General features: G+C 75.2%; 14 protein-coding genes and 1 pseudogene. 11 read left to right on the plus strand and 4 right to left on the minus strand.

Features of this window, described 5'->3' with window-relative positions:
• Window positions 1-19: 19 nt before the first annotated feature.
• Together IF129_RS06085 and IF129_RS06090 are read left to right on the plus strand one after the other, a co-directional pair.
• Window positions 20-3,151, plus strand: a complete 3,132-nt coding sequence (locus IF129_RS06085; RefSeq protein ID WP_191208439.1) for an amino acid adenylation domain-containing SDR family oxidoreductase — start codon at window positions 20-22, stop codon at window positions 3,149-3,151.
• On the plus strand, window positions 3,148-3,813 hold the full coding sequence (locus tag IF129_RS06090; protein ID WP_191208440.1) for a hypothetical protein: 666 nt from the start codon (window positions 3,148-3,150) through the stop codon (window positions 3,811-3,813). Before IF129_RS06085 ends, IF129_RS06090 begins: the two co-directional genes overlap by 4 nt.
• A 71-nt stretch (window positions 3,814-3,884) precedes the next feature.
• Here IF129_RS06090 and IF129_RS06095 read toward each other — a convergent pair whose 3' ends face one another.
• Window positions 3,885-5,585, minus strand: a complete 1,701-nt coding sequence (locus IF129_RS06095; protein ID WP_191208441.1) for a chitinase — start codon at window positions 5,583-5,585, stop codon at window positions 3,885-3,887.
• A 255-nt stretch (window positions 5,586-5,840) separates the two neighbouring features.
• Window positions 5,841-6,764, minus strand: a complete 924-nt coding sequence (locus IF129_RS06100) for a MerR family transcriptional regulator (RefSeq protein WP_191208442.1) — start codon at window positions 6,762-6,764, stop codon at window positions 5,841-5,843.
• 160 nt (window positions 6,765-6,924) lie between these two features.
• On the opposite strand from IF129_RS06100, the gene IF129_RS06105 reads away from it, so the two are divergent.
• From IF129_RS06105 to IF129_RS06125, 5 genes are all read left to right on the plus strand, one after another.
• A complete protein-coding gene (locus IF129_RS06105; RefSeq protein WP_191208443.1) occupies window positions 6,925-7,164 on the plus strand; it encodes a hypothetical protein in 240 nt (79 codons plus the stop codon).
• 262 nt (window positions 7,165-7,426) lie between these two features.
• Window positions 7,427-8,587 carry a polyprenyl synthetase family protein gene (locus IF129_RS06110; RefSeq protein WP_191208444.1) on the plus strand — a complete coding sequence of 387 codons (1,161 nt, stop codon included), beginning with the start codon at window positions 7,427-7,429 and terminating at the stop codon, window positions 8,585-8,587.
• Window positions 8,584-10,128, plus strand: coding sequence for a phytoene desaturase family protein (crtI, locus tag IF129_RS06115; protein ID WP_191208445.1), 1,545 nt, complete (start codon window positions 8,584-8,586; stop codon window positions 10,126-10,128). Before IF129_RS06110 ends, crtI begins: the two co-directional genes overlap by 4 nt.
• A complete protein-coding gene (locus IF129_RS06120) occupies window positions 10,125-11,105 on the plus strand; it encodes a phytoene/squalene synthase family protein (protein WP_191208446.1) in 981 nt (326 codons plus the stop codon). Before crtI ends, IF129_RS06120 begins: the two co-directional genes overlap by 4 nt.
• The gene (locus tag IF129_RS06125) at window positions 11,102-12,103 is read left to right on the plus strand and encodes a DUF5914 domain-containing protein (protein WP_318153578.1); all 1,002 of its coding nucleotides are present in this window, start codon (window positions 11,102-11,104) and stop codon (window positions 12,101-12,103) included. The genes IF129_RS06120 and IF129_RS06125 overlap by 4 nt, the downstream gene beginning before the upstream one ends.
• Here the strand turns inward: IF129_RS06125 and IF129_RS06130 are convergent.
• Window positions 12,076-12,834, minus strand: coding sequence for a class I SAM-dependent methyltransferase (locus tag IF129_RS06130; protein WP_191208447.1), 759 nt, complete (start codon window positions 12,832-12,834; stop codon window positions 12,076-12,078). The genes IF129_RS06125 and IF129_RS06130 overlap by 28 nt on opposite strands.
• Before the next feature lie 146 nt (window positions 12,835-12,980).
• Here IF129_RS06130 and IF129_RS06135 point away from each other — a divergent pair, with 146 nt between their 5' ends.
• The 4 genes and pseudogenes from IF129_RS06135 (at window position 12,981) to IF129_RS06150 (ending at window position 17,490) form a co-directional block, all read left to right on the plus strand.
• A complete protein-coding gene (locus IF129_RS06135) occupies window positions 12,981-14,192 on the plus strand; it encodes a lycopene cyclase family protein (RefSeq protein ID WP_318153579.1) in 1,212 nt (403 codons plus the stop codon).
• The gene (locus IF129_RS06140) at window positions 14,189-15,790 is read left to right on the plus strand and encodes an NAD(P)/FAD-dependent oxidoreductase (protein ID WP_191208449.1); all 1,602 of its coding nucleotides are present in this window, start codon (window positions 14,189-14,191) and stop codon (window positions 15,788-15,790) included. The genes IF129_RS06135 and IF129_RS06140 overlap by 4 nt, the downstream gene beginning before the upstream one ends.
• A 51-nt stretch (window positions 15,791-15,841) precedes the next feature.
• Window positions 15,842-16,418 (plus strand): annotated as a pseudogene (locus tag IF129_RS06145) (Dps family protein).
• Between the two features lie 172 nt (window positions 16,419-16,590).
• Complete coding sequence (locus IF129_RS06150; protein WP_191208450.1) at window positions 16,591-17,490, plus strand: TIGR01777 family oxidoreductase; 900 nt, start codon at window positions 16,591-16,593, stop codon at window positions 17,488-17,490.
• Window positions 17,491-17,560: 70 nt separating this feature from the next.
• Here the strand turns inward: IF129_RS06150 and IF129_RS06155 are convergent, their stop codons facing one another.
• A complete protein-coding gene (locus IF129_RS06155; RefSeq protein ID WP_191208451.1) occupies window positions 17,561-17,977 on the minus strand; it encodes an OsmC family protein in 417 nt (138 codons plus the stop codon).
• Between the last annotated feature and the right edge of the window lie 65 nt (window positions 17,978-18,042).

Here is an 18,042-nt window from a genome sequence, read left to right on the forward strand (position 1 = left end):
TCACCGAAGGGTCCTTCTCATGTGTCCTCTCGACTCCCCTGCCCGCCCCGTCCCCGAACACGTCCGGCGGTGGAACGCCACGGCTGCCGACTACCCGCGCGACGCCCTGCTGCCGGGGCTCTTCACCGAGCGGGCCGAACGCGACCCCGACGCTCTCGCCCTGGTGTGGTCGGGCGGACGTTGGACCTACCACACACTCCGGGAACGCGTGCGCCGGACGGCAGCGCACCTGCGCCACCGGGGCGTGGGTGACGGCGACACCGTCGCGATGCTCCTGGAGCGGTCCCCGGACGCCGTCGTGGCGGCGCTCGGCATCCTGGAGGCCGGGGGTGTGTACCTTCCCCTCGACCCGGCCCACCCGGAGGCACGGCTGTCCGCGATCCTGACGGACTCCGGGGCCGGTCACGTGGTGGCCGCACCGGGCGCCGACCTGCCCGAGGCCACCACCGCGGTTCTCGTCACGGCCGAGGAGGCGGCCGGACACCCGCTCCCGCCGCGCGGGACCCGGTGGACCGACGGGCGACGGGCGACCGATGCCGCCTACGTCGTCTACACCTCCGGGTCGACCGGCGCCCCGAAGGGCGTGGTCTGCACGCACCGGGGGCTGGTCCGGTTCGCCGCGGCCGACCATCCCGCGATTCCGGGCCCGGGCGAACGACTGCTCGCCACGACCAACCCGGCGTTCGACGTCTCCTGCTACGAGGTCTTCTGCACCCTGCTCAACGGCGCCTGCCTGGTCCTGCCGGAGCCGGACGCCCCGCTGGACACGGAGTCCCTCAAGGCCACGCTGCGGGAGGAGGGGATCACGGTGGCCTGGCTGAGTGCGGGGCTGTTCCACCAGCACGCGCAGGCCGCACCCGGCATGTTCGCCGGTCTGCGCTGCCTCATGGCGGGCGGGGACACGCTGAGCCCCTCCGCCGTCCGGGCCGTGCTCCGCCGGGGCGGGCCCCGCTTCCTGGTCAACGGGTACGGGCCGTCGGAGAACGCCGTGATCAGCACGAGCCACGTCATCGAGGCGCTCTCCCCACACGCCGAGCATGTTCCCATCGGCACCCCGTTGCCCAACACCACCGCCTACGTCGTACGCCGCGACGGGCGACCCGCCGCCGTGGGCGAGGAGGGTGAGCTGTGGCTCGGGGGCGACGGTGTGGCGCTGGGCTACCTCAACGCGCCCGAGATGACGGCCGAACGTTTCGTACCCGACCGCTTCGGCGAGGATCCGGAAGGACGTCTCTACCGGACCGGCGACATGGCGCGTCGGCGCGCCGACGGCGTCCTGGAGTTCCTCGGCCGCCGGGACCGCCAAGTGCAGCTACGCGGCTTCCGCGTGGAACTCGACGAGATCGAGAGCGTGCTGAGCGCCCACGCCGACGTACGGGAGGCGGTCGTCGACGTCCTCGGCGCGGGCGGCGGCGAACAGCTGGGCGCGGCCGTGGCCTGTGCTCCGGGGACGGATGCCGAAGCCCTCGTGCGGCGGCTCCACGCGCACGCGCGCGACCGGCTCCCGGCGTACATGGTGCCCACCAGGATCGTCGCCACGGCGGAGTTGCCGCTGACCACGAGCGGCAAGGCCGACCGGGACCGCCTGCTGGCCCTCGTCGCGCGACGGCGGACGACCGCGTCCGGTGGCCCGCCTCCCCGGGGCGAGGACGAGGAGGCCGTGGCCCGCATCTGGCACGATCGGCTCGATGTCGGGACGGTGGCGCGGAACGACGACCTCTTCGCGCTCGGCGGTACCTCCCTGCTGGCCACCCAGGTCGCCGCCGCCACCCGGCGACACTTCGGCATACCCGCGCGGCGGAGCACGGAGCTGATCCGCAGCCTGCTGGACGGGGCCACGCTCGCCACCTTCACAGCCCGGGCCCGCGAGCTGGCCGCTCCGGGCGCACGGCCGACCGACCACGGCGAGCGGCCGGACTTCCGCGCCGAGGCACGGCTGGACCCGGCACTGACCTTCACCGCGCCCGAGGCGTCCGGCCGGACACCGGGCCGCGTCCTTCTGACGGGCGGAACGGGCTTCCTCGGTGTCCACCTGATCGACCGGCTCGTACGGGCGGGAGCGGAGCGGGTGTACTGCCTGACCCGGGCCCGGGACGCCGAGGAGGGTGCCCGCCGCATCGCCGCGCGCATGCGCCGCTACGGTCTGGACGCCTCGACGTGCGAGGACCGCGTCGTACCCGTTCCCGGCGAGTTGACCGAACCGCGCTTCGGCTTGGACGAGGCGGCCTGGGACGCGCTGGCCCGCGCCTGCGACCTCATCGTGCACTCCGGCACCAGCGTCAACTTCGCCTATCCGTACCACGCCCTGGCCCCCGCCAATGTCGGCGGCACCCGCACGGTGCTCGAACTGGCGGGCACACACCGTCTCAAGGCGGTCCACCACCTCTCCACGATCGGCGTCATCGCGGGCTTCGGCGCCGCCGGCGTGCGCCACGTCGGCGAGGACACCCCCCTCGACCACCCCGAACGGTTCTCCCTGGGATACATGGAGACCAAGTGGGTGGCCGAGCGGCTGGTCGCTCAGGCCGCCGAACGGGGCCTGCCCGTGGCGATCCACCGCCCCTACGAGATCACCGGCACGACGGACCGGGGGGTGTGGAACACGGACACCATGATGTGCGCGCTGTTCCGCACGATCGCCGAGAGCGGTCTCGCCCCCGACATCCCGCTCCCGCTCGACTTCGTCCCCGTGGACTACACGGCCGACGTCGTCACGCGGGTCATCACGCACGAGAAGCCGGACGGACGCGTCTACCACATCACCAACCCCCAAGCCGCTCTGCTGGACCTGCTCGTCGAGCGGCTGCGCGTCATGGGCTACCAGATCGAGAAGGTGCCCTACGACACCTGGGTGGACGCGGTGGCCGGGTGGACGGCGCGCGACCCGGAGCATCCCATGGCCCCGTACATCCCCATGTTCACCGAGCCGGCCCACGACTCCGCGATGTCGGTCAAGGAGATGTACTTCGCCGGCACCTTCCCGGAGTTCGACCGGCACAACACCGCACGGGCCATGGCCGGCGGCGGGCCCCCGTGCCCGCCGGTCGACGCCGGGATGATCGACCTGAACCTGCGCCACCTCCGCGACGTCGGCTACCTGCCCCCGCCGCGGGGGCGGCGACCCGCCCCGCGAGAGAAGGGACGCACATGAGCACCACGCACCGCACCGACGTCCGCACGGCCGTCGCCGAGCTCGAACGCCTCCGCGACCTCCGCCCGGTGGACAACCCTCTCCCCGAGGCCCTGGCCCGCAGCGGGGACCCCACCGTTCAGCTGCGCCGTCTGGTCACCATCGAGGCTCAGTGCCACACGGCGGAACTCGCCGCCTACGGTGTCCTGCTCACCCGCTTCCACGGCGATCGCGCCACGGAGCTCTGGCTCGCGCTGGGTCGGCTCGTTCACGAGGCGACCCCGAAGCTGCGCGAGGCCGGCCGCGTGCTGGGCCTGCGGGAGTCCGAGCTGACCCGCCGCTGCGGCGACCCCGGGGCCGCACCGTTCAACGAGGCCCTGTCCTGGGTGGCGCTGACCGGTGGTCAGGCGGCCGCCGCACTGGCCTCTCACTCCGACATGGTCACGTACTTCGCGGGTGGAGCGGCCGTGGCCCACCGGCTGCGCGAGGCCGGTGCCGACGTTCCGGAGGCGTTCGTCGACTACTACGACGACACGGGCGACGGCGCCATGCGCGACCTGGCCCTGGACGTGGCCCAGGAGGGTCTGCGTCGCGGCGACGACCCGGACGAGGCGGTGTTCCACGCCCGCCGCGTCGAGGAGGGCATCGGGGCCATCTGGAGCACGGCGGCGTTCGCGACGTGATCCCGTGACGCCCTGAGGGGCCGTGCCACCCGCCGGTGCGGATGGCGCGGCCCCTCGGTGGCGTCCCGTCGTTACGGCAGGTTGTGGACGTGCGGTCCGACCGCGTTGGACCAGGCGTTGCCCGCCGTGGCGTCCCAGTTCGTCGACCAGGTCATCGCGCCGCGCAGGGACGGGTACGTGGTGGACGGCTGGAAGTTGCCGCAGTTCGTGCCGCGGGTCAGGCAGTTCAGGGCGTTGTTGACGATCGTCGGGGAGACGTAGCCGCTCCCCGCGCCCCGGGTGGACGCCGGGACGCCGATGCCGACCTGGGAGGGGTCGAGCCCGCCCTCCAGCTGGATGCAGGCCAGCGCGGTGAGGAAGTCCACCGAGCCCTGCGAGTAGACCTGACCGTCGCAGCCGAGCATCGAACCGCTGTTGTAGTACTGCATGTTGACGACCGTGAGGATGTCCTTCACGGCGAGCGCCAGTTTGAAGTACTCGGTACCGGTGTTCTGCATGTCGATCGTCTGCGGTGCCATGGTGAGCACCATGGAGGGACCGGCCTGGGCGGAGAGCTGACGCAGCGCCTTGGTGAGGTAGGTGGAGTTGATGCCGTGCTCCAGGTCGATGTCGACCCCGTTGAAGCCGTACTCCCGCATCAGGGCGTAGGTGCTGTTCGCGAAGGCGGTGGCGGCGGCGTCGCTGTTGATGAGGACGTTGCCCTTCTCGCCGCCGACCGAGATGATCACGGACTTGCCGGCGGCCTGCTTGGCCGCGATGTCGGACTTGAACTCGGCCTCGGAGGAGTAGCCGAGGGCCGGGTCGAGGTTGAAGACGATCTCACCGGGCGTGCGCGTGGAGTCGGCGAAGGCCACCGCGATGATGTCGTACTGGTCCTGCACGTCCCGCAGCTTCTGCACGGTCGCGCCGTTGTCGAAGTTCTGCCAGTACCCCGTGAGGGCGTGCTTGGGCACCGCCGGGTTGCCGGGCGAGGTGCCGCCCTTGGCGGTGCGCCCGGTGACGCTGGTCGACTTCCCGGACTCGCCTGCCGTGTTGGTCGCCGTCACCTGGAAGGCGTACGCCGTGTCCTCGGCCAGCCCGCTCACCGTGGTGGAGGTGCCGCTGACGGACTGGACCCGGCTGCCGTCGCGGTAGACGTTGTAGCCGGTGGCCCCCGTGACCGGGGCCCAGCTCAGCGCGATCGAGGAGGAGGTGACGGTGCCGACGGTGGGGGCGCCGGGTGCGTCGGGCACGACGGGGTCGGGGTCGGTGCCGCCGCCTCCGTCCGGTCCGAACACGCTGACGTCGTCGACGTGGTAGGCGGCCGTGCCGTACCAGCCGTGGGTGTAGACGGTCACCGAGTCGGTGTTGGCGCCGGTGGTGAAGCTGGTGGAGAGCTTGGTCCAGGACCCGCTGCCCTGCGTCCAGGCGGACACGTCGGTGGTGCCCGTCCCGGTCGCTCCGAGGTAGGTGTAACCACCCTGCACCCAGGCGCTGACGGTGTAGGTGGAGCCGGGCTTGACCTTGAGGGTCTGGGTGCACCGGGCGTTGTCGTGTCCGGCGGGCGTGGCCTTGAGCGCGCCGGCGCCGGTGCGGACGGGTGAGGAGACGGCCGCACCGCTGCCGGCGGAGCAGGACCAGTTGCTGAGGCCGGACTCGAATCCGGCGTTCTTGACGACGTTGACGTCCGCGGCCTGCGCGGTTCCGGCCGTTCCCATGAGGCAGAGTCCGGCGCCGAGGGCGAGCGCGAGCCCTGCTCCCAGCCCTCTGCGGGCGGGTGTGCTGCGGTCCACTTGCGTCCTCCGGTGGGGGATCGGGAGAGGTGCCGGGGCAGGGGCTTCCGGCTCCGTGGGTGCGGTGGCCACCGTGGTCGTACAAGCTGGTCCAGACCAATTGCGTTGTCAAGGCTTCCGACAGGAATCCCGCCGGGACGACGTCCCGGGCGTGCGCGGGCGCCGTCCGCGACCGCCGGCTCCGCCGCACGTCGGCCGGGGCCGGGCGAACCGGTGCGTGGCGCACGGCGGTTGGCCCGGCCGGCGCCCCTCACCTCACGCCGGGCCGCTCCGGGGGGCCGGAGCACGGACCGTCAGGGCGCGTACGGCGTCGGGCAGGTTCGCGAGGAGAGGTGCGCACGCCGCGTCGGCCGGCGGCGTGGGCCAGCCGGGGCCCGCCGGGTGCACCGGCGCCGGACCCGCCCTCGCCGTGCGGGCCAGCAGGGCGACGTCGGCCGTGGCGGCCCGCCGCGCCCACAGGACCACCGCGTGCGGGCGGACGGTGGCGACGGCGTCGGCGAGCGCGCGGCCGGGGAGGTAGCCGGTCAGGACACTGGACTGGCCGCGCTCGGCGAGCGCGGCGGCCAGAGCCGTCATGGGCAGGGTGTGGTGCTCCCCGGGCGCGGTGGCCAGCAGGACGGGTGGGCGCCGGCCTTCGGCCGCAAGCACCGCGAGGTGCCCGCGCAGGGCCGCTTCGAGGATGCCACTGGCCAGGTGCTCGGTCTCGACGCCGCACCCGGTGGCGTCCCAGTGGTCGCCGACGGCCACGAGGGCGGGCGCGAAGACGGCCGTCCAGGCCCCGGCGGCACCGTGCCGGCGCAGCGCCGCGCCCGCGAGGCGGGTGAGCGCGGGTGCGTCGAGGGCGCGCATGGCGGTGAGGAGGTCGCCGACGGCGACGTCGGGCGGCGTGGGGTCGGCGGCCGGGGCCGTCCGCACGACGCGGGCCGCGTCGGCGGCGGCGACGCCCTGGCGCAGCAGGTCGAGCATGCGCCGCAGGCGCTGGAGGTCGTCCGGGGAGTAGCGGCGGTGTCCGCCGCTGCTGCGCCCCGAGGGGCCGAGACCGTATCGGCGTTCCCAGGCCCGGAGCGTGGCCGCGTTGGTCCGCAGCCGCTTGGCGGCGGCGCCCACGGGGAGCAGCACCGGCGGTGTCTCGGCGGGCCGGGGCACCGCCGGGCGGAGGGGTGGGGGGTCGGGCCGCATGGCGCCATGGTCCGGCCGTCGCGGCATGCGGCGCAAACCTCCCTACGGCAAGCAGGTGCACAACTTCCGTCGAGGTTTGGCGTGCCCGGGGTCCGGCTACCCATGTCGGGTCCGACCGCTCTGGCGGTCAGCCCCCCCCCGCACGTGGAAGAGGTACAGCATGATCGTCAAGAAGATGCATGAAGCGGGTGTACGCAGCGAGCACGCCTACTTCGCCGCGTTCGTGTCCATCGGCGGCGCTCTGGTGACCTGGATGACGTCCAACAGGACCGAGCACGCCGGGGTCGACCGCGCGGACCGGTGGGGAATCTTCATCGGCGAGTGGGCACCGACCTTCTTCGGCCTCGGGGTCGCGCTCTCCCAGTACGAGCAGATCGAGGGGACCCTCGACGCGCAGTGACGCGGGCGCGGGGCCCCCGCCCCCTCGGGGCCGCCGCACACCGCGCCGCGCCGCCCGTCCGCCCGCCTCCCGGCGGAGCGACGCCGCGTGCGGACGTCCAGCCAGTTCGCCGATTCCGCCGAAGGGAGCCGCTGTGCGGCACCGGGCCCCCACCCCCGCCACGACGCGTCCGGCCGTCACCGCGAAGAGAGCGGAACGCCCCGTCCCCGCCCCCGCGCTGACGGAGCCACGGGGCCCCTCGGCCCACGGCTCGGTGGGGACCGTGACCGACGTGGCCGCGGCGGTCGAGGAGGTGCTGAGCGCGTACCTGGCCGAGCGTGCCGCCGAGAGCGGAACCGTGGGTGCCCGGTTCACCGACGACGTCGTCGGGCATCTCACCCGATTCCTGCTCGGCGGCGGCAAACGGCTGCGGCCGGCCTTCCTGTGGTGCGGTTGGCGGGCGGGAGGCGGCACGGGGGCCACCGAGGGCGACGTCCTGCGGATCGGCGCCGCACTGGAGTTGCTCCAGGGGTGCGCGCTCATCCACGACGACCTCATGGACGGCTCGCCCGTGCGGCGCGGCAGCCCCTCGACGCCCGCCGCGTTCACCGCGCTCCACCGCGCGCGGACGCTGTCGGGTGACCCGGCGCGCTTCGGCGCCTCGGCCGCGCTGCTGGCGGGGGATCTGGCGCTGGTGTGGGCACAGGACCTGTGGGAGGAGACGGCACTGTCCGCCACCGCGCGGCGGCGCGGCCGGGGGCTGTGGCGAACGATGCGCACGGAGATGGTGGCCGGGCAGTACCTCGACCTGTACGGGCAGGCCGCGGGCTCCTGGTCACCGCCGGAGACGCTGCGGGTCGCCCATCTCAAGGCCGGGCTCTACACCGTGCAGCGGCCCCTCGGGCTGGGTGCCGCGATCGCCGGGGCGGGGCGTCGTACGCGCGAGGCGCTGGAGCGGGCGGGGCAGGCCGTGGGCGTGGTCTTCCAACTGCTCGACGACCTCTCGGACCTCTACGGGCAGCCGTCGTCGGCGGGCCGGCCGGCCGGTGAGGACGTCCGGCGGGGGACGCCGACGTACCTGATGGCCGTCGCCATGGAACGGGCCCGTGCCGGTGGGCACCGGAACGCCGAGCGGGTCCTCACCGAGGCGCTGGGCGACGCGTCGCTGGACGAGGCGGGACTGGAGCGCGTGCGCGCCGCCGTGGCCCGGGTCGGCGCGCGCGGTGTCGTGGAGCGGCACATCGAGGAGCTGACCGGGCAGGCGCGGAACGCCATCGCCGAAGCCGGTCTGGACGACGTCGTGGAAGGGGAGCTGAACCAGGTGATCGAGGACGTCGTACGGGCCCCGCTGACCGCGCCGGACCGGCCGGGGGCCGCCGGGCGGCCCGGGGAGGACACCGGGTCCCGCGCGGGTCGCGGTGCGCGGCGGGGTGATGCCGCGTGAGGACGGTCAAGGGGGCGACGGACCACGTGGTCGTCGTCGGAGCCGGGCTGTCCGGCCTCTCGGCGGCGCTGCACCTGCTGGCGGCCGGGCGGTCGGTGACGGTGGTGGAACGGGACGAGGAGCCGGGGGGCCGGGCCGGTCGCCGGTCGGCGGCCGGCTACCGCATCGACACCGGACCGACGGTGCTGACCATGCCGGACCTCGTGGACGAGGCGATGGGCGCGGTGGGTGAACGGCTCACCGACCGGGTGGAACTGCACCGGCTCGACCCGGCCTACCGGGCCCGCTTCGCCGACGGCTCGCACGTCGACGTGCACACCGACGCGCAGGCCATGGAGGCGGAGATCCTGCGGGTCGCCACCCCGGCGGACGTCGGGGGCTACCGGCGGCTGCGCGACTGGCTGGAGCGGCTGTACCGGGTGCAGATGCGGACGTTCATCGACGCCAACTTCGACTCCCCCCTCGGGCTGCTCGGTCCCGACCTGGCGCGGCTGGCCGCACTCGGCGGATTCGGTTCGTGGCACGGTCGGGTGGCGCGCTTCGTGCGCGACGAGCGGCTGCGGCGGATCTTCTCGTTCCAGGCGCTGTACGCCGGAGTCCCCCCGACCCGGGCCCTGGCCGCGTACGCGGTCATCGCCTACATGGACACCGTGGCCGGGGTGTGGTTCCCCCGGGGCGGAATGCACGCCGTGCCCCGGGCCATGGCGGACGCCGCGGAGGCGGCCGGGGCCCGGCTCCTCCTGGGCACCGAGGTCTCCGCGCTCGAACGGGCGGGGGGCCGCGCCGCCGCCGTACGGACGGCGGACGGGGGCCGCATCGCCTGCGACGCCGTCGTCCTCACCTGCGACCTGCCCGTCACGCACCGCCTGCTGGGCGGGGCGCCCCGGCGCCCGCTGGCGCTGCGCTACGCGCCCTCGGCCGTCGTCCTCCACCTGGGCGGGGAGCGGACGTGGCCGGAGCTGGGGCACCACACGCTGTCCTTCGGCGCCGCATGGGAACGCACCTTCGACGAACTCACCCGGACGGGCTCACTGATGACGGACCCCTCGCTCCTCGTGACGCGCCCGACGGCCACCGACCCCGATCTGGCCCCGGCCGGACGGCACCTGCACTACGTGCTGGCCCCGTGCCCCAACCTGCACCGCGGCCCACGCGACTGGGACCGGCTGGCGCCCCGCTACCGCGACGCGATCTGCGCCGAGCTCCAGCGGCGCGGCCTTTCCGGCTTCGGGGACGCGCCGGAGTTCGAGGAGGTCGTCACCCCGGCCGACTGGGCGCGCCAGGGCCTGGCGGCGGGCACACCGTTCTCCGCCGCCCACACCTTCGCCCAGACCGGGCCGTTCCGCCCGCGCAACCTGCCGCGGGGGTGGGACAACGTCGTCCTGGCGGGCTGCGGGACGACGCCCGGCGTGGGCGTGCCCACCGCCGTCGTCTCGGGCAAGCTGGCCGCGGCCCGGGTCACCGGCGGCCCCCGCCGTCCGCGCCGGGGCGGCGCGGACGCGCCCGCGTTCACGACGGTCGGCACGGGAGGTGCGCGATGACGGCCCGCGAACTGGACGCGGCGGGTGTCCACGGCGACGCGCTGCGCGCCGCCTACGCCCGCTGCCGCCGTATCAACGCCCGCGGCGGCGCGACGTACTTCCTGGCCACCCGGCTGCTGACGGCACGCCAGCGCCCGGCGGTGCACGCGCTGTACGGCTTCGCCCGGTACGCCGACGACATCGTCGACGACCTGGACGCCGACGCGGACGCGGCCGAGAGGGCCCGCGCCCTGGACGACCTGGACACCACCGTGCGCCGGGCCCTGGCCACCGGGCACAGCGACCACCCCGTCCTGGCGGCCCTCGCCGACACGGCGGCCCGCTACGCCATCGAGCCCACGCACTTCACCGACTTCATGCACTCCATGCGGATGGACCTGCACATCACCGAGTACCCGACCCTGCGGGCGCTGCGGGTCTACACGCACGGCTCGGCCGCCGTGATCGGCCTGCAACTGCTGCCCGTCCTCGGCACCGTGGTACCGCGTGAACAGGCGGCGCCGCACGCGGCGTCCCTGGGCGTGGCCTTCCAGCTCACCAACTTCCTCCGGGACGTGGGCGAGGACCTGGACCGGGGCCGCGTCTACCTCCCGCTGGACCTGCTGGCCGCACACGGCGTGGACCGCTCGCTGCTGACGTGGTGCCGGGCCACCGGGCACACCGACCACCGGGTACGGGCCGCCCTGCGGGAGATGATCCACATCACGCGCGGCATCTACCGGCACGCGGCGGCGGGCATCCCGATGCTGGACGGCGTCTCCCGGCCCTGCGTGCGCACGGCGTTCATCCTCTACGAGGCGATCCTGCGCCGCATCGAGGCGGTGGACTGCGCCGTCATCGACCACCGGGCGATCGTGCCGCGCCGGCACCGCGCCGGTATCGCCCTGGGCGGCCTGGCCTCGATCGTCGCCGGGCGGGTGCGCGGTTCCGCCGTACCGGCCGGGCGGGGGGCCGCGGAGGAAGGAGTTCCGGCGTGAGGCGGACGCTGTCCTGGCGCAGTCCCCTGCGGCTGCTGCCCGCCCCGCCGTGGAGTGCCCAGGAGCCCACCTGGCGGGCCGCGAAGCCGCAGCTGATCGCCGACGCGCTGAAGCGCGCGGAGGCCCGTCCGGCCGGCAACTGGTACGTTCTGGCGGCCAGTCGAGAGGTGGTGCCGGGCCGGCCGCACGGACGCACGGTGGCCGGGCGGGAGATCGTGCTCTGGCGCGGGGAGTCCGGGGAGCTCACCGCCGGTCCCGGCGCCTGCCCGCATCTGGGAGCACCCCTGTGCCAGGGGGCGGTGACCGACGGACGGCTGGTGTGCCACTGGCACGGACTCGCTCTCACCACGCGCGGCGGGCCGGGCTGGGAGCCCTTCCCGGTGCACGACGACGGCGTGCTCGCCTGGGTGCGGCTGGACGACGTGGGCGGGGAGCCGCCGCTCCCCGCGCCCCGGGTGCCGCCCCGGCCGGAGCGCGCCGCGTCGGTGGACGCGGTCACGACCGTGGTGGGCTCCTGCGAGCCCGAGGACGTCATCGCCAACCGGCTCGACCCGTGGCACGGCGCATGGTTCCACCCGTACGCCTTCACCCACCTGTCCGTCGTCGAGGAGCCGCGTCCCGAGGACGGCGACCGGTTCGTGGTGGAGGTCGCCTACCGGCTCGGTACGCGGGCCGCCGTGCCCGTCCGGGCGGTCTTCACCGCGCCGGAACCGCGCACGGTGGTGATGCACATCGTCGAGGGGGAGGGCGCGGGCTCGGTGGTGGAGACGCACGCCACGCCCCTGACGGCGCCCGGGGCGGCCGAGCCGCGCACCGCCGTCGTCGAGGCCGTGCTCGCCACGTCGCGGCGCCCCGGGTTCGCGGCCGCCCGGGCCGCCGCGCCCCTGCTGCGGCCGTTGATGCGCCGGGCGGCGGCCCGGCTGTGGCGCGACGACCTGGCGTACGCCGAACGACGCCGGGAGCTGCGTGGTCAGGGCCGGTTCCCGGGGGCGACGTGAGCGGCACCGTCCCCGGCGTTCGCCGGACGCCGGGCGAGGACGGTGTGGACGATGCCGTGCTGCCAGCCCGGGACGGGCGCCGCCCGCACCTGGTCGAACCCGGCGCCCGACAACCGGGCGACGAGCCCGGGCACCGTGTCGAAGTCCAGGACGCTGCGCCGCAGGTGGTGGTACAGGTCAGCGCCGCCGGGCCCGAGCGCCCCGGCCGGAATGATCACGGCCCGGCACACCGCTTCCCACAGCAGCCGGTGCCGCCGCGCGCCGGAGAGGCAGTAGTCGTGGACGGCGAGCCTGCCGCCGGGGCGCAGCAGGGCGCGGACGGCGTCCAGGACGGGTGCCGGGGCGCTGAGGTTGCGCACGAGGTAGGCCGCGAACACGGCGTCGAAGGGGCCGGTGACCCCGGCGGGTGCCAGCCGTTCGGCGGGGGCGTGGACGAACCGCACCTGCGGCGGCCAGCGCTTGTCCGCCGCACGGCGCAGCATCCCCGGCGAGGCGTCGACCGCGACGATCTCGGCCAGGGGGGCCGCGTCGAGCAGGGCACGGGTGGAGGCACCGGTGCCGCAGCCGAGGTCGAGGACCCGCTGACCGCGCCCGGCGTCCGGCAGCCGCAGCCGCCGCGCGGAGCGCCTGAGCTGGGTGTGGTAGCCCGGGCTGGCGCCGACGAGCAGGTCGTAGGCACCGGACGCCCGGTCGAAGGCCGTGGCGAGATCGCCGTCGCGGAGCAGGGTCACGGAGGGCGCCTTTCGTTCGGACGGCGGAGCCGCCGGTGTGCGGCTCCGGCCAGGCCGGTACCCCGTCCGGGCGGTTTCTCCCCCGGCCATCGGAGTGGTGGCCCGCCCGGTACGGCCCGGCGGGGGTGCCTGTGAGGGGCCTCGACGTGGATGCCGTGGTGGTCGGCGGGGGCGCCGCCGGGCTGTCGCTGGCCCGGCACGTGACGGCCGAGCCCGGACCCGCGCCGACGGTCGCGGTCGTCGAGCCGCCGTCGGGGCCGGTCAGCAGTCCGCCGCGCACCTGGTGCTTCTGGGAGCACGGCGACGGCGAACTGGAGGAGTTCGTCCACCGCTCCTGGGGCCGACTCCTCGTACGGGGGACCGACGGCCGCGTGGTGACCGGTGACGGGTGGGACGGCGTCCGGTACAAGATGATCCGCTCGGCCGACTTCCTGCCCGCCGTCACGGCCGAACTGGCCGCCGACCGGCGGGTGCACCTGGTGACCGCGACCGTCACCGGCGTGCACGACGGCCCCGACGGAGCCCGGGTCACCGGCGTGGACGCGGCCGGGCGGGCGGTCGCCCTGCGCGGACGGTGGGTCTTCGACTCCCGTCCGCCGCGCCGGCTGCCGCCCGCCCGCACCACGCTGTTCCAGCACTTCCGGGGCTGGTTCGTGCGCACCGCGACCGACCGCTTCGACCCGGGCGTCGCGGAACTGATGGACTTCCGCACCCCGCAGCCGCCGGGCGGGCTGTCCTTCGTCTACGTGCTCCCCCTCGGCCCCCGCGACGCGCTGGTGGAGTACACCGAGTTCGGTCCGGCGCCGCTGGACGACGCGGGGTACCGGGAGGCGTTGGAGCACTACACGCGCCGCGTCCGGCCGCTCGGGCCCCACACGGTCACCGGCACCGAGCAGGGCGTCATCCCCATGACGGACGGCCACTTCCCCCGGCGGCTCGGCGATTCGGTCCTCGCGCTCGGCGCCGCCGGCGGGGCGACGCGTCCGGCCACGGGATACACCTTCGCCGCCATCCAGCGTCAGGCCGCCGCGGTCGCCGCCGCACTGCGGGCGGGCCGCACGCCCGTGCCGCCGCGTCCGCACGCACGCCGCCACCTGGCCATGGACGCCGCCTGGCTGCGTGCCCTGGCCGCCGGCCGCATCGACGGGGCCGCCTTCTTCACACGGCTCTTCGCCCGCAACCCGCCCCGCCGCGTCCTGGACTTCCTCGACGGCACCTCCGGGCCGGTCGGCGACGTCGCCCTCGGGCTGCGCTGCCCGGTCGGGCCGATGGCCCGCTCCCTGGCCGAGCTGCCCTTCCTGCCCCGCCGGACCGCTCCCCTCCCCCATCCCCGGCCCCTGCGAAAGGCTTCCCGATGATCCGTGCTCCCGGCCGTCCCCGGCTGGCCCGTGACCGGCGCGCCGTCCACCGGCCCGCGCCGCCCGGCGCACCCCGCCCGCGCGGGCCGGTACGGGCCGCCGTGGTGGGCGGCGGCATCGCCGGGCTGACCGCCGCCGTCGGCCTGGCCGAACGCGGCGTGCGGGTGGAGCTGCTGGAACGCGAACCGGTGCTCGGTGGGCGGGTCGGCGGCTGGGGCACCACGCTGACCGACGGCACGGACGTCACGATGAGCCGCGGCTTCCACGCCTTCTTCCGCCAGTACTACAACCTGCGCAACCTCTTGCGCCGCGCCGACCCGACGCTGTCGATGCTGACCCCGTTGCCGGACTACCCGCTCCAGCACGCGGACGGCGCCCGGGACCGCTTCGCGCACATTCCACGCACTCCGCCGTGGAGCGTGCTCGCCTTCGCCGCCACCAGCCCCACCTTCACCGCCGCCGGGCTGGCCGGACTCAACGCGCGTGCCGCGCTGCCGCTGCTCGACGTGCACCCCACGGACGTCTACCACCGGCTGGACCGGCGGAGCGCGGCGGAGTTCCTGGACGCGGTGCGCTTCCCCGAGCCGGCCCGGCACCTGGCTTTCGAGGTCTTCTCCCGGAGCTTCTTCGCCGATCCCCGGGAGCTGTCGGCCGCCGAGCTGGCCCTGATGTTCCACATCTACTTCCTGGGCTCCGCCGAGGGGCTGCTCTTCGACGTGCCCACCGAGCCCTTCCCGACGGCCCTGTGGGACCCGCTCGCCGCGCATCTGGACCGGCTCGGGGCCCGCGTCCGCACGCACCGCCGGGTGGAACGGGTGGCACCGCGCGACGACGGCGGCTTCGAGCTGACCGTCACCGGCCCGTCGACCGAGCTGGTCACCGAGGGGTACGACGCCGTGGTGCTGGCCCTGGACGGCGGCGGACTGCGGACGCTCACCGCCGCCTCGCCCGACCTGGGGTCCCCCGGGTGGCGCAAGCGCGTGGAGAACCTGCGCACGGCACCTCCGTTCTGCGTCTCGCGCTACTGGTTCGACCGGCCCGTGGCGGACCGGCGCCCCGGCTTCCTGGGCACCAGCGGGTACGGGCCGCTGGACAACGTCAGCGTGCTGGACCGCTACGAGGGCGAGGCGGCGCGCTGGGCGCGGCGCACCGGTGGCAGCGTCGTCGAACTGCACGCGTACGCCGTCGATCCGGCCGCCGACCGGACCGGGGTGCAGGAGCGGCTGCGCCGGGAACTGGCCCGCGTCTACCCGGAGACCGCGGGCGCGGTCGCGGTCGACGAACGGCACGCGTGGCGGCAGGACTGCCCGCTGTTCGCCCCCGGGGGCTACGAGGACCGTCCCGGCGTGCGCACGCCGCACCCCCGGCTCGTCCTGGCCGGGGACCTGGTGCGCACCGGCGCTCCGGTCGCCCTCATGGAACGCGCGGCCACCACCGGCTTCGAGGCCGCCAACGCCCTGCTGGCCACCTGGCGGGTGCGCGGGCACCCGCTGCTGACCGTCCCCCGCGCGGGGCGCTCGGTGCTCCTGCGCTCCCTGGCCCGCGCCCTCTCCCCCGCCACCGCGCGCCACTCCGCCCCGGACCTCCCCCGCCCCTGACCCACCGACCCCTGCCGTCACCCGGCCGACGCCCCTGAAGGAAGGACCCCCATGACGCATCCCCCCACGCCCCGGTACACCGTTCCCGGCCTCACGAACGAGGCGGGGCAGCGGGTCATCGAGCTGCTGCGCGGGCGTCTGCACGCGCTCAACGACCTGGCCCTCACCCTCAAGCACGTCCACTGGAACGTCGTCGGACCCCACTTCATCGCCGTCCACGAGATGCTCGACCCGCAGGTCGAGGCCGTGCGGGAGATGACGGACAGCACCGCCGAACGCATCGCCACCCTCGGCGGCTCGCCCCCCCGGAACGCCGGGCGTCCTGGTGGCCGAGCGCAGGTGGGACGACTACGCCGTCGGACGGGCCGGGGCCATCGAACACCTCGGCGCCCTCGACCTCGTGTACACGGGCCTCATCGAGGACCACCGGCACGCCATGACCACGACGGACGACCTCGACCTCGTCACCCAGGACATGCTGATCGAACACCTGCGCCAGCTGGAACTGTTCCAGTGGTTCGTCCGCGCCCACCTGGAGAGCGCGGGCGGATCGCTGAGCACGGCGGGCGCCGCCACCGAGGGCCAGGCCGCCGGCCAGGCCGCCGAAGGGGCGCGCGACGAGCCCTGAGCCGCGGCTGCGCCCGCCGTCCGACGTCCGACGTCCGACGGCGAATCGATGCGCAACCGGTGCGGCTTGCGTTCCGGCGGCGGGGGCGGGGACGGTGGCGTCAGTCGACGCGGGAACGCCGCCACCGCCGCGCGGGGCCCGCCGTCCGAGACCGGGCACCAGGGAGGGCACCGTGCGCATCGCGATCACCGGTTCCAGCGGGCTCATCGGCTCCGCGCTGCTGCGTTCGCTGCGGACCGACGGCCACGAGGTCGTCCGGCTCGTGCGGCAGCGGCCGACGGCGCCGGACGAGGTCCGGTGGGACCCGTCCGGCGGGCGGGTAGACCCCGCCGCGCTCGACGGGCTGGACGGGCTGGTGCACCTGGCCGGTGCGGGGATCGGCGACCGCAGGTGGACGGACGCGTACAAGCGGCGGATCAGGGACAGCCGCGTCCACGGGACGACCACCCTCGCCGAGGCGGTGGCCGCCCTCCCCGCGCCTCCCCGCGTGCTGGTGTGCGCCAGCGGCATCAGCTACTACGGGGACACCGGGGACCGCCCGGTGGACGAGGAGGCCCCCGGTGGTTCGGGGTTCCTGGCCGACGTCTGCCGGGAGTGGGAGGCGGCGGCCGAACCCGCGCGCACGGCGGGGGTGCGCACGGTCTTCGCGCGCACCGGCATGGTGGTCTCGGGTGACGGCGGCGCCTGGGGGCAGCGGCTGATGCCGCTCTTCCGCGCCGGTATGGGCGGCCGGGTCGGCAACGGGCGACAGTACTGGAGCTTCATCTCGCTGCGCGACCACGTCGCGGCCCTGCGCCGGCTGCTGGCGGACGACCGCTTCGACGGGCCCGTCAACGTCACCGGCCCCCGGCCCGTCACCAACGCCGAACTCACGGCCGTGATGGGGCGGGTCCTGCGCCGCCCCGCGGTGTTCACCGCGCCCGCTCCCGCGCTGCGCCTGGCCCTCGGGGACTTCGCCGACGAACTGCTCGCCAGCACCCGGGTGGTGCCGGCCCGGCTGCTGGACGCCGGGTTCACCTTCGCCCACCCCGGCATCGAGGACGCCGTGCGCGCCGCCGCCACGCGCCGGTGACGCGCTCGCGCGGGCGCCCGTGGGCCCGGGCGACGCCCCGGGGCGGAGGCTCGGGGCGGCGGGCCGGGGGTCAGTGCGGCGCGGCCGTCTCCACGGTGGACACGGCCGTGGCCACCGGGCACGAGCTCATCGCCTCGCGCACGACGCGCTCGCGGGTGTCGTCGTCCACCCCCGGCAGGTCGACGGCGACCCGCGTGCTGAACGAGAAGCGCATCGCGCCGTCGTGCCGCAGCGAGACCTCCGCCGTGACGCTGCTGCCCCCGAGGTCCGCGCCCATCTCGCTGCCGACGACGCCGAGCGTCTGGTGCAGGCAGGTCGCCACGGCGGCCGCGTAGAACTGCTCCGGGTTCCAGGCGGCGCTGTCAGCGCTGTTCAACGCCGGGGGTGCGCTGACGGGCAGGGTCCGCCCGTCGGTCTCGATCCGCACCAGGTCTCCCGCGGAAGCCACGGAGGCGGTGTACAGCGTGCTCTCGGAGGACGTCGACATGGTCCGGCTCTCTCCCGTAGGCCACCGTCCGGTGGGGTTGGCGCAGGCCCTCACACCTACCGTGG

The sequence above is a fragment of the Streptomyces chumphonensis genome, from assembly GCF_014779715.1.
Taxonomy (GTDB): domain Bacteria; phylum Actinomycetota; class Actinomycetes; order Streptomycetales; family Streptomycetaceae; genus Streptomyces; species Streptomyces chumphonensis.